At 54.2% G+C, this 11,239-nt stretch carries 10 protein-coding genes, 2 tRNA genes and 1 rRNA gene; 10 read left to right on the top strand and 3 right to left on the bottom strand.

Annotated features, from left to right (window positions below):
• Nucleotides 1-4: 4 nt before the first annotated feature.
• From rrf to H7A81_RS02420, 3 genes are all read left to right on the top strand, one after another.
• A 5S ribosomal RNA gene (gene rrf, locus H7A81_RS02430) occupies nt 5-120 on the top strand.
• Between the two features lie 102 nt (nt 121-222).
• Nucleotides 223-299, top strand: a tRNA-Asp gene (locus tag H7A81_RS02425).
• 7 nt (nt 300-306) lie between these two features.
• A tRNA-Trp gene (locus H7A81_RS02420) sits at nt 307-382 on the top strand.
• A gap of 126 nt (nt 383-508) precedes the next feature.
• Here H7A81_RS02420 and hdfR read toward each other — a convergent pair.
• Complete coding sequence (hdfR, locus tag H7A81_RS02415) at nt 509-1,330, bottom strand: HTH-type transcriptional regulator HdfR (RefSeq protein ID WP_034820037.1); 822 nt, start codon at nt 1,328-1,330, stop codon at nt 509-511.
• A 121-nt stretch (nt 1,331-1,451) separates the two neighbouring features.
• Between hdfR and H7A81_RS02410 the strand changes: the two genes are divergently transcribed.
• Complete coding sequence (locus H7A81_RS02410; RefSeq protein ID WP_034820034.1) at nt 1,452-1,790, top strand: DUF413 domain-containing protein; 339 nt, start codon at nt 1,452-1,454, stop codon at nt 1,788-1,790.
• Nucleotides 1,791-1,820: 30 nt separating this feature from the next.
• Here the strand turns inward: H7A81_RS02410 and H7A81_RS02405 are convergent, their stop codons facing one another.
• On the bottom strand, nt 1,821-3,341 hold the full coding sequence (locus H7A81_RS02405) for a YifB family Mg chelatase-like AAA ATPase (protein ID WP_182056616.1): 1,521 nt from the start codon (nt 3,339-3,341) through the stop codon (nt 1,821-1,823).
• Between the two features lie 327 nt (nt 3,342-3,668).
• On the opposite strand from H7A81_RS02405, the gene ilvL reads away from it, so the two are divergent.
• The 6 genes from ilvL (at nt 3,669) to ilvA (ending at nt 10,231) form a co-directional block, all read left to right on the top strand.
• Nucleotides 3,669-3,767 (top strand): ilv operon leader peptide, encoded by a 99-nt coding sequence (gene ilvL / locus H7A81_RS02400; RefSeq protein ID WP_071531048.1) that lies wholly within the window; start codon nt 3,669-3,671, stop codon nt 3,765-3,767.
• Between the two features lie 149 nt (nt 3,768-3,916).
• Nucleotides 3,917-5,563, top strand: a complete 1,647-nt coding sequence (ilvG, locus tag H7A81_RS02395) for an acetolactate synthase 2 catalytic subunit (protein WP_182056615.1) — start codon at nt 3,917-3,919, stop codon at nt 5,561-5,563.
• Nucleotides 5,560-5,817, top strand: a complete 258-nt coding sequence (ilvM, locus tag H7A81_RS02390) for an acetolactate synthase 2 small subunit (RefSeq protein ID WP_034820026.1) — start codon at nt 5,560-5,562, stop codon at nt 5,815-5,817. The genes ilvG and ilvM overlap by 4 nt, the downstream gene beginning before the upstream one ends.
• Nucleotides 5,818-5,835: 18 nt before the next feature.
• Nucleotides 5,836-6,765 (top strand): branched-chain amino acid transaminase, encoded by a 930-nt coding sequence (locus tag H7A81_RS02385; protein WP_034820022.1) that lies wholly within the window; start codon nt 5,836-5,838, stop codon nt 6,763-6,765.
• A gap of 61 nt (nt 6,766-6,826) precedes the next feature.
• The gene (ilvD, locus tag H7A81_RS02380) at nt 6,827-8,677 is read left to right on the top strand and encodes a dihydroxy-acid dehydratase (RefSeq protein WP_097119460.1); all 1,851 of its coding nucleotides are present in this window, start codon (nt 6,827-6,829) and stop codon (nt 8,675-8,677) included.
• A gap of 6 nt (nt 8,678-8,683) precedes the next feature.
• Complete coding sequence (gene ilvA, locus H7A81_RS02375) at nt 8,684-10,231, top strand: threonine ammonia-lyase, biosynthetic (protein ID WP_097119459.1); 1,548 nt, start codon at nt 8,684-8,686, stop codon at nt 10,229-10,231.
• On the opposite strand, the gene ilvY is transcribed toward ilvA, so the two are convergent.
• Nucleotides 10,232-11,113, bottom strand: a complete 882-nt coding sequence (gene ilvY / locus H7A81_RS02370; RefSeq protein ID WP_182056614.1) for an HTH-type transcriptional activator IlvY — start codon at nt 11,111-11,113, stop codon at nt 10,232-10,234.
• Between the last annotated feature and the right edge of the window lie 126 nt (nt 11,114-11,239).

Genomic DNA, 11,239 nt, shown 5'->3' with positions numbered 1-11,239 from the left:
TTTGCCTGGCGGCTTTAGCGCGGTGGTCCCACCTGACCCCATGCCGAACTCAGAAGTGAAACGCCGTAGCGCCGATGGTAGTGTGGGGCCTCCCCATGCGAGAGTAGGGAACTGCCAGGCATCAATTTAAGACTCATTCGTGAGTCGTGACCTTTCAGGTGACACTGAAAGGGCGAAACACCCGAAGTCAGAACGGTTTTCTGATTTTGGTACAGAATCGGTGGAGCGGTAGTTCAGTTGGTTAGAATACCTGCCTGTCACGCAGGGGGTCGCGGGTTCGAGCCCCGTCCGTTCCGCCACCCTTTTAGGGGCGTAGTTCAATTGGTAGAGCACCGGTCTCCAAAACCGGGTGTTGGGGGTTCGAGTCCCTCCGCCCCTGCCAGAAAACAATCCTTTGCTTCGGCAAAGGATTTTTTTTGTCCAAAATTTGGCATTTACCTCATAACTTCGTCAGTGAAAAGGGTTTGAATTTCACTGCGCGACACTCAAACCCCTCTCAATTTCTGCTTTATTGCGTCAATACTGGAAATTTAAGCAGCTGACGAATATGTGCTTGTTGATCGCTATTCTGCAGCCACACCGCATAGAGTGGACGAACGGCAACGGGTGTATCTGGAATAACCATCAAATCACTATAAATGCTGTGCCATGAATCCGGTAAAAACGCGCAGGCGCCGGTAGTGTGGAGTAATTCACGTGTCACATGCGCTGAAGTTGTGGTCAATACTGGCACATCATCACTGGATAAATAACTTTCATGTTGATGAAAATCCGCACCCCATTCCAGTTTAATGTAATCATATTTTTCACGTTTCTCAGTCTTACGTGCGCGGAAGAGCGCGAGTGAAATATGACCAATCTGTTGGCTGGTTAATTCATCCATTTTGGGCGCTTCGGTGGTGATTAAAAGGTCCAACTGACGCTCATGTAATTGCTTTACCAGCAAATGCCGTTGTGCGATACGTGCTTCAAGGTGAAGGCTTTCCCGGTTCTCATAAAGCGTTTTTAACCAAGGGGTTAGATAAGCCTCCCACAACGACGCGCTGGCACCTATCGATAGCTCATGATGCTGTTGTGTATGTGAAACTTCCTTTTTAGCCATCAGCCAGGTACTCATCAGGCTCTCTGCATAGGGTAATAAACGCTCACCCGCAGAAGTCAGCCGAATATTATTTCGATGACGGGTGAAAAGGTTGACTCCCAACTGATTTTCCAGCTGACGAATGCGAAAACTAACGGCAGATTGCGTGAGGTAAAGCGCTTCAGCAGCACGCCCGAAATGGCGTGTTCTGCTCACTTCGAGGAAAGTTTTCAGTAATTCCGTATCCACAGCATTCTCCCAAAAAATGTTTGTCGTACTGATTTAAATGTTTTGTTTTACACTCTGTCAAGCCTATCTAATACTCCGCGCCATAAATAGCACGGCCATAAGAGAGTCGGGAGCGTGTAAAATGGCGGATAGCTTCGCAACAACAAATCGTTTCTTTGATAACAAACATTATCCTCGTGGTTTTTCACGTCATGGTGATTTCACCATTAAAGAAGCTCAGCTTCTGGAACGCCACGGTTACGCCTTCAATGAACTGGACCTCGCCAAGCGTGAACCAGCGACTGAAGAAGAGCGTTCGTTTTTAGAAGTATGTCGTGGTCTGCGTGAGCCGCAAACGGAAGCTGAACGTGTCTGGTCGAAATATACCGCACGTATTAAGCGTCCTAAGCGTTTCCACACATTGTCTGGCGGTAAGCCGCAGATGGACACTGTGGAAGACTTTAGCGATAGCGATGATTAAAAAATAGCGGGGCTTCTAAAGCCCCGTTTTTTATTCCAGACTGTTGTGCAGAAAGATTAGCAACCGGTCAATGCTGCGATAACCCACAGCCTCCTGCAAATGCTGTCGTGAAATCGTCTCCTCCCCTGCCAAGTCGGCAATCGTCCTGGCGACTTTCAAAATGCGTTGCCACGCGCGCACAGAAAGACCCAGCGAATTCAATACAGCTTCCAGCCATATAGCATCGTCCTGTCTCAGTACACAGCACTGGGCAATCTCCGGATTAGATAAATGCGCGTTTATTTTGCCTGCTCGCTCAATTTGCCTCCGACGAGCAGCAAGGACGCGTTTAAGTACCGTCTCGCTGCTCTCACTGACTTCCTGTTTTTGACTTAAGGTTCCACTGGGTAGCAACGGGATTTCCAGAGACAGATCAAAGCGATCAAGAAACGGACCTGAGAGCCGGCTCAAATAGCGCAGCACCTGTTGCGGCGAGCATCGATTATGACGGCCTTGATAATGCCCGGTAGGGCTGGGGTTCATGGCGCCAATTAACTGAAAGCGCGCAGGATAAGTGACTTTGGCGCGTGTACGGGAAATCGCAATCTCGCCGGATTCAATGGGCTCGCGTAATGCATCCAGTACCTTGCGGTCAAACTCCGGGAGTTCATCCAGAAACAGGACGCCATTGTGCGCCAGAGAGATCTCACCAGGCCGGGGGATTGCTCCTCCTCCCACTAATGCATACAACGAAGCGCTGTGATGAGGAGCTCTGAATGGCCTTCTGCGCCACTGATGATGGAGGTTTCGGCTGCTGACCAGGCTATTAATCGCTGCGCACTCCAGTGCTTCCTGGTCGTCTAAGGGCGGCATAATGCCGGGCAGGCGGGTCGCTAGCATGGTTTTCCCTGTGCCGGGCGGTCCAAGCAGTAACAGGTTATGCCCGCCAGCGGCAGTGATCTCCAGGGCGCGACGTCCTTGTTCCTGACCGATGATTTCGCTGAGGTCCTGGCTTTCCTGTTGCAGCGTCTCAGGTTGAGAATACGCAACGGTGAGTGTCGACTGGTTATGCAGGAAAGCGCAGATCTCGAGCAGATGTTTACCGACGAGCGTTTCCCCTTGTTGTATCAATCCGACATCCTGTTGATTCTCTTCAGCTAACACCATCTGCCTGCCGGCTTGCAAAGCGGCCATCGCTGCTGGAATAGAGGCCTGAACGCCACAGAGCGCGCCGTTCAGTGCTAACTCCCCCAGGAACTCATAGTGCGCCAGTTTCGCGTCAGGAAGCTGCTCTGAGGCCGCGAGAATCGCAATGGCGATGGGAAGGTCGTAGCGCCCACCTTCTTTTGGCAGATCGGCAGGAGCCAAATTGATGGTGACGCGTTTAGCAGGGAAGGTGAATCCGCTATTGATAATGGCACTGCGTACCCGTTCCCGCGCTTCCTTCACCGTGGTTTCAGGCAAGCCAACCAGCGTTAAAGCGGGCAACCCCTTGCTGATATGCACCTCAACCGTTACCAATGGCGCCTGTACGCCGAGCGCCGCGCGAGTGAGAACCTTTGATAAAGACATAACCACTCCTTGTTGTCTTCATCATGCGAGGAGTAAATTCAGATTGCGAATGCGATTAAAAAACATCAGCGCCGGATTCCAGTGAATCGGCGGTTTTTACAATGTTTTCGCCGCAGTTGAGGTCGATATCGCAGAATTAACAGAGAGGTTGAGCAGTGTGCGTAATGAAAATTTTTCACAACTTAAAATAACCTTTAACTTACAAGGCGATAACCCACACCCATTGCTTACGTCATAAAAAAACATTATGAAAATAATTGTCAACGCGTAGATAACTATGGTAACTCTGTAGGTATTACTTCGAACAATCGAAAAAACAGACAACACATGAAAGCCCTTCTACAAGTGATTAGCCTAGTCGTGATTAGCGTGGTGGTGATTATTATCCCACCGTGCGGGGCATCGCTTGGAGAAAGAAAGGCTTAAAAATCAAGCCCGGAATTCCAAAAACCCCCGCACCGAAAGGTCCGGGGGTTTTTTTTCGACCTGGCTAAATATCAGCGAATCAGCGAGGAACAGATTATGAGCAGTAGCATAAAGTTCTGTTGTTCCACCAGGAATACAGGAGAATAACGATGACAGGTGCACAGTGGGTAGTTCAGGCTTTACGCGCGCAGAGTGTCGACACAGTGTTTGGCTATCCTGGCGGCGCAATCATGCCAGTGTACGATGCGCTCTACGATGGCGGCGTGGAACACCTACTGTGTCGTCATGAGCAAGGTGCAGTGATGGCGGCAATTGGTTATGCCCGTGCCACCGGTAAAACTGGCGTGTGTATCGCCACTTCCGGTCCCGGCGCCACTAACCTGATCACCGGTTTAGCCGATGCGTTTATGGATTCCATCCCAGTTGTCGCGATCACCGGTCAGGTTTCATCTGCGTTCATCGGCACCGATGCCTTCCAGGAAATCGACGTTCTCGGCCTGTCATTAGCCTGCACCAAGCACAGTTTCCTGGTTGAATCCCTCGAAGATTTGCCTTCCGTGATGGCCGAAGCCTTTGCCATCGCCCAGTCTGGTCGTCCCGGTCCGGTTCTGGTGGATATCCCGAAAGACATCCAAATTGCTAGTGCCGATTTAACCCCACACCTGTTGCCGGTTGAAGAGGCGATCAGTCATTCGCCAGAGCATATCGCGGAAGCCCGCGCATTAATGGCGCAGTCGCATAAGCCAATGCTGTATATCGGCGGCGGTGTTGGCATGGCGCAAGCGGTGCCTGCATTACGTGCCATGGCTGAAGCAACCGGCATCCCAACGGTGTCCACGTTGAAAGGCCTGGGAAGCGCAGACGCCAGCAGCGATCTCTATCTTGGCATGTTGGGTATGCACGGCACCAAAGCTGCCAACCTTGCCGTGCAATCGTGCGATTTACTGATCGCCGTTGGCGCGCGTTTCGACGACCGCGTCACCGGTAAGTTAGACACCTTCGCCCCGCATGCGAACGTCATTCATATCGATATCGATCCGGCCGAGTTGAACAAATTGCGTCGTGCGCACGTTTCGTTGCAAGGTGATTTGAACCAGGTGCTGCCCGCGTTGAGTATGCCGATGCAGATTGAGGGCTGGCGCACCGAAGTAAAAGCGATGAAAGCCGAGTTTGACTGGCGCTACGATCATCCAGGTGAGGCGATTTATGCGCCGCTGCTGCTGAAACAACTCTCCGATCGTAAAACGGACAGCGCGGTGGTGACCACCGATGTGGGCCAGCATCAGATGTGGGCTGCGCAGCACATGAGCTTCACTCAGCCAGAGAACTTCATCACCTCCAGCGGCCTCGGCACCATGGGCTTCGGTCTGCCTGCCGCCATCGGTGCGCAGGTTGCTCGCCCGGAAGACACCGTGATCTGCGTGTCAGGTGATGGCTCAATCATGATGAATATCCAGGAACTGGGCACCATCAAGCGCGGTAAGTTGCCGGTGAAAATCCTGCTACTGGATAACCAACGTTTGGGCATGGTGCGCCAGTGGCAGCAGTTGTTCTTTGATGGTCGCTACAGCGAAACCATCCTTACCGATAACCCCGATTTCCTCACGCTAGCCAGCGCCTTTGATATCCCAGGCCAGCACATTAGCCGTAAAGATCAGGTCGACGCCGCGATAGATGCTCTGCTGAACAGTGAAGGTCCTTACTTCCTGCATGTTTCGATTGATGAGCATGAGAACGTCTGGCCATTGGTACCGCCGGGTGCCAGCAACGCAAACATGATGGAGAAAACCGCATGAATCAGCATCAATTGTCTATCGAAGCCCGCTTCCGCCCTGAAATATTGGAGCGCATTTTGCGTGTTGTCCGCCACCGTGGCTTCCAGGTGTGCTCGATGAACATGGCATCTGCGATCAACGCTGAGAACATTAATATCGAGATGACCGTTGCCAGCCAGCGTTCGGTCGATTTACTGTCTTCGCAGTTAAGCAAACTTATGGATGTCGCTTGTGTCGAGATCCAGCAACAGACATCACAACAAATCCGCGCTTAGTCGCCAAAGGAAATAACAATGAGTACGAAGAAAGCAGACTTTATTTGGTTCAACGGGGAGATGGTTAAGTGGGAAGATGCCAAGGTCAGCGTCATGTCTCACGCACTGCACTACGGTACTTCAGTGTTTGAAGGCGTACGTTGCTACGACTCACACAAAGGCCCAGTGGTGTTCCGTCACCGTGAACACATGCAGCGTCTGCACGACTCCGCCAAAATCTATCGTTTTCCTATCGCCGCCTCTGTTGATGAGCTGATGGAAGCGTGCCGCGAAGTGATTCGCGTGAACAAACTGAAAAGCGCTTACATTCGTCCATTGGCGTTTGTTGGCGACGTAGGCCTGGGTGTGAACCCACCAGATGGCTACACCACCGACGTGATCATCGCTGCTTTCCCATGGGGTGCTTACCTGGGTGCTGAAGCTCTGGAAAACGGTATCGATGCGATGGTGTCTTCATGGAACCGTGTTGCACCGAATACCCTGCCAACCGCGGCTAAAGCCGGTGGTAACTACCTCTCCTCACTGTTGGTCGGCAGCGAAGCGCGTCGCCACGGTTATCAGGAAGGTATCGCTCTCGACACCAACGGCTATATTTCAGAAGGTGCTGGCGAAAACTTGTTCGAAGTGAAAGATGGCATTCTGTTCACGCCGCCGTTCACTTCTTCAGCCCTGCCAGGTATCACCCGTGACGCCATCATCAAGCTGGCGATCGACCTGGGTATCGAAGTGCGTGAGCAAACGCTGTCGCGTGAATCTCTGTATCTGGCTGATGAAGTGTTCATGTCGGGTACTGCGGCAGAAATCACCCCGGTACGTAGCGTTGACGGCATTCAGGTCGGTGCGGGCAAACGCGGTCCAGTGACCACCAAAATTCAGAGCGCATTCTTCGGCCTGTTCACTGGCGAAACCGAAGACAAGTACGGCTGGTTGGATCAAGTTAATCCATAACAAGACAGTTACGCGGGTGCAGCTGCGCCCGCGTCATATTTCAGACTGGAGTAAATAGAGCATGCCTAAGTACCGTTCTGCCACCACCACCCATGGTCGTAACATGGCGGGTGCACGCGCCCTGTGGCGCGCCACAGGAATGACCGACGCCGATTTCGGTAAACCGATTATCGCCGTGGTTAACTCATTCACCCAATTCGTGCCGGGCCACGTGCACTTGCGCGATATGGGCAAGCTGGTGGCTGAGCAAATCGAAGCCGCCGGTGGTGTCGCCAAAGAGTTCAACACCATCGCGGTGGATGACGGTATCGCCATGGGTCATGGCGGCATGCTGTATTCACTGCCTTCGCGCGAGCTGATCGCCGATTCCGTGGAGTACATGGTGAACGCGCACTGCGCCGATGCCATGGTGTGTATCTCTAACTGCGACAAAATCACCCCCGGCATGCTGATGGCGTCACTGCGCCTCAACATCCCGGTGATCTTTGTCTCCGGCGGTCCGATGGAAGCCGGTAAGACCAAACTGTCTGACAAAATCATCAAGCTGGACCTGGTTGATGCGATGATTCAGGGCGCTAACCCGAACGTCAGCGATGAAGACAGCGATAAAATCGAACGTTCTGCTTGCCCAACCTGTGGTTCTTGCTCAGGGATGTTCACTGCGAACTCGATGAACTGTCTGGCCGAAGCGCTGGGTCTGGCACAGCCGGGCAACGGTTCACTTTTGGCGACCCACGCCGACCGTAAAGAGCTGTTCCTCAACGCCGGTAAGCGCATCGTTAGCCTGACCAAAAAGTATTACGAGCAGGATGATGAGCGCGTACTGCCACGCAACATCGCCACCAAAGCGGCATTTGAGAATGCGATGACGCTGGATATCGCCATGGGCGGTTCCACCAACACCGTTCTGCACCTGCTGGCAGCGGCGCAGGAAGGCGAAATCGAATTCAACATGTCAGATATCGACCGCCTGTCGCGCAAAGTGCCGCACCTGTGCAAAGTGGCACCGAGTACGCCGAAATATCACATGGAAGATGTGCACCGTGCCGGTGGCGTTGTCGCGATTCTGGGCGAGCTGGATCGTGCCGGGCTGATCGATACCAGTGCGCGCAACGTTCTGCAGCAGAGCATGCGTGAGACCCTGGATCAGTACGACATCATGCTGACCCAAGACGAAGCGGTGAAGAAAATGTTCCGCGCGGGCCCAGCCGGCATCCGTACCACCCAAGCCTTCTCACAAGACTGCCGTTGGGACACACTCGATGATGACCGTAAAGAGGGTTGTATCCGTACTCGTGAGCACGCCTTCTCTCAGGATGGCGGTCTGGCCGTACTGTACGGCAACATCTCTGAAGATGGTTGTATCGTTAAAACCGCCAGCGTTGACGCTGAGCTGCTGACCTTCAAAGGTCCAGCCAAAGTCTACGAAAGCCAGGATGACGCGGTAGATGCGATCCTCGGCGGCAAAGTTGTGGCGGGCGATTGCGTGGTGATCCGTTACGAAGGGCCGAAAGGCGGTCCGGGCATGCAGGAAATGCTCTATCCAACCACCTATCTGAAATCGATGGGTCTGGGTAAAGCCTGTGCGCTGATCACCGATGGTCGTTTCTCTGGTGGTTCTTCGGGTCTTTCAGTGGGTCACATCTCTCCAGAAGCGGCGAGTGGTGGCACCATCGCGCTGATTCAGGATGGCGACATGATCGAGCTGGATATCCCGAACCGTCGTATCCATCTGGATCTGCCAGACAACGAAATCCACGCTCGTCGTGAAAAAGAGTTGGCGCGTGGCGAAGCGGCCTACACCCCGCACAACCGCGAACGTGCCGTCTCCTTCGCGCTGCGTGCTTATGCATCACTCGCGACCAGCGCTGATAAAGGCGCGGTACGCGATAAGTCCAAGCTGGGAGGCTAACAACTGATGGCTGAGTCTCAACCGCTACCTGCGTCGCCTAACGGCGCGGAGTATTTGCGCGCAGTGCTGCGTGCGCCTGTGTACGAAATTGCGCAGGTGACGCCGCTGCAGAAAATGGAAAAAATTTCATCGCGTCTCGGCAACACCATTTTGGTGAAGCGTGAAGATCGCCAGGCAGTGCACAGCTTCAAGCTGCGTGGGGCATATGCGATGATTGCCGGACTGACCGAAGAGCAAAAAGCACGCGGCGTGATTACGGCTTCGGCCGGTAACCACGCACAGGGTGTGGCACTTTCGGGGAGTCGGCTTGGCATCAAATCACTGATTGTGATGCCGGTGGCCACGGCGGACATCAAGGTTGATGCAGTGCGCGCATTTGGCGGTGAGGTTTATCTGTTTGGTGCTAACTTCGACGAGGCAAAAGCCAAAGCCATCGAGCTGGCCGAGCAGCAGGGTTACACCTTTGTGCCACCGTTTGACCACCCGGCAGTAATTGCCGGGCAGGGCACGCTGGCCATGGAACTGCTGCAACAAGATGCGCATATCGATCGCGTATTTGTGCCGGTCGGCGGTGGTGGGCTGGCAGCGGGCGTGGCGGTGCTGATCAAACAGCTGATGCCGCAGATCAAAGTGATCGCGGTAGAATCGGAAGACTCAGCCTGCCTGAAAGCGGCACTGGATGCGGGCGAGCCGGTTGATCTGGCGCGCGTCGGTTTGTTTGCTGAAGGTGTGGCGGTGAAGCGCATTGGCAGCGAAACCTTCCGCCTGTGCAAAGAGTATCTCGATGACATCATCACCGTGGATAGCGATGCCATCTGCGCGGCGGTGAAAGACCTGTTCGAAGATGTGCGTGCGGTGGCGGAACCTTCGGGTGCGCTGGCGCTGGCGGGCATGAAGAAGTACATCCAGCAGCACGACATCAAAGGCGAGCGCCTCGCGCACGTCTTGTCGGGCGCCAACGTCAACTTCCACGGCCTGCGCTATGTGTCGGAACGGTGTGAAATTGGCGAACAGCGCGAAGCGTTGCTGGCGGTCACCATTCCGGAACAGCAGGGCAGTTTCCTGCGTTTCTGTCAGACGCTGGGTGGCCGTTCGATCACCGAGTTCAACTATCGCTATGCGGATGCCGATAACGCCTGCATCTTCGTCGGGGTGCGCTTAACGCGCGGTCTGGAAGAGCGCAGTGAGATCATCAGCCAGCTCAGCGAAGGTGGCTACCAGGTGGTGGATCTGTCAGATGATGAGATGGCGAAGCTGCACGTGCGCTACATGGTCGGCGGTCGTCCATCGAAACCGCTGCGCGAGCGCCTGTTTAGCTTTGAGTTCCCGGAAGCACCGGGCGCGCTGCTGAAGTTCCTGCAGACGCTCGGCGCACACTGGAATATCTCGTTGTTCCACTATCGCAGCCACGGTACCGATTTTGGTCGCGTGCTGGTGGCCTTCGAAGCCAACGATCAAGAGCCGGATTTCGAAACCCATCTCACGGCGCTGGGCTACGAATGGCACGATGAAGCGAATAACCCGGCGTTCCGTTTCTTCCTCGCCGGGCAGTAACTACAGCAGGTTCCAGAAAGCACTGATAAGCGGCTCCCCGAGCCGCTTTTTTTGTACGCACACGCCCAGTTCCAGCGGCGCGACCGACTCCACATTCTCCAGCGTCAGTACGCGATTGCGTACCGGCTCCGGGCTGTTCTCCAGCACCACATCCGGCAGCAGCGCGATGCCACATCCCAGCGCTACCATCGATACAATCGCCTCATGGCCAGAAACCGTGGCGTAAATTTGTGGATTGGGAATGCGATGGCGACGGAACCACAAATCAATACCGCGCCGTGCAGGCCCTTGTTCTGGAACGATAAAGGGGATCTGTGACCAGTCGGGATTGTCCTGCGTTGCCTGGCCTCGCACCGGACAAGGCAGTGCCGGGGCGATCAGCACCAGCGGAATAATGCCTAATGGCGTAAAATCTATGCTGGCTGGCAGCGATTCAGGACGACCGGCAATCGCTAAATCCGCTTCGCCCGACTGCACCATCCCAATCGCATCGGCGGCGTCACCGGTGGTGAGTTTGATTTCCACCTGTGGATGTTCTGCACGGAAGCGATCGAGAATTGGAGGCAGATGGCTGTAAGCGGCGGTCACCGAGCAGAACAGGCGCAGCTCGCCGCTCAGTGAAGGACCGTTCAGATCCATCACGTGGCGCAGCTGTTGATATTGCAACAAGGTTTGCTGAGCAAATTGCTTGAGGCGCTCGCCGGCTTCAGTGAGCGTCACGGTGCGGTTATCACGCAGGAACAGCGCGTGACCCACATCTTCTTCAAGGCGCTGAATCTGGCGAGAGAGCGTGGAGGGACTGACGTGCATAGCACGCGCGGTGCGACCAAAGTGACAGCTTTCGGCCAGATGAAGAAAGAGCTTCAGGTCTCGTAAATCCATGCGCGTTTTACCTCGACGTGTTGTTGCAAATTCTGCAATGTGACCTTGCTAATATATCAATTTAAGCAATGGATTTCCTGTCATATGATGGGGTCATTCGCGGCACTGAATACGGTGTCGTTACCG

The sequence above is a fragment of the Pantoea sp. ME81 genome (assembly GCF_903970985.1).
Lineage (GTDB): Bacteria > Pseudomonadota > Gammaproteobacteria > Enterobacterales > Enterobacteriaceae > Pantoea > Pantoea communis.
The sequence above is the reverse complement of the archived record's forward strand: the minus strand, read 5'-3'. Positions and strand labels throughout refer to the sequence as shown.

Excerpts from the sequence above, each read along its gene's own strand:
- H7A81_RS02410 (WP_034820034.1), top strand. The coding sequence starts at position 1,452 with ATGGCGGATAGCTTCGCAACAACAAATCGTTTCTTTGATAACAAACAT.
- H7A81_RS02405 (WP_182056616.1), bottom strand. The coding sequence starts at position 3,341 with ATGTCTTTATCAAAGGTTCTCACTCGCGCGGCGCTCGGCGTACAGGCG.
- ilvL (WP_071531048.1), top strand. The coding sequence starts at position 3,669 with ATGAAAGCCCTTCTACAAGTGATTAGCCTAGTCGTGATTAGCGTGGTG.
- ilvG (WP_182056615.1), top strand. The coding sequence starts at position 3,917 with ATGACAGGTGCACAGTGGGTAGTTCAGGCTTTACGCGCGCAGAGTGTC.
- ilvM (WP_034820026.1), top strand. The coding sequence starts at position 5,560 with ATGAATCAGCATCAATTGTCTATCGAAGCCCGCTTCCGCCCTGAAATA.
- H7A81_RS02385 (WP_034820022.1), top strand. The coding sequence starts at position 5,836 with ATGAGTACGAAGAAAGCAGACTTTATTTGGTTCAACGGGGAGATGGTT.
- ilvD (WP_097119460.1), top strand. The coding sequence starts at position 6,827 with ATGCCTAAGTACCGTTCTGCCACCACCACCCATGGTCGTAACATGGCG.
- ilvA (WP_097119459.1), top strand. The coding sequence starts at position 8,684 with ATGGCTGAGTCTCAACCGCTACCTGCGTCGCCTAACGGCGCGGAGTAT.
- ilvY (WP_182056614.1), bottom strand. The coding sequence starts at position 11,113 with ATGGATTTACGAGACCTGAAGCTCTTTCTTCATCTGGCCGAAAGCTGT.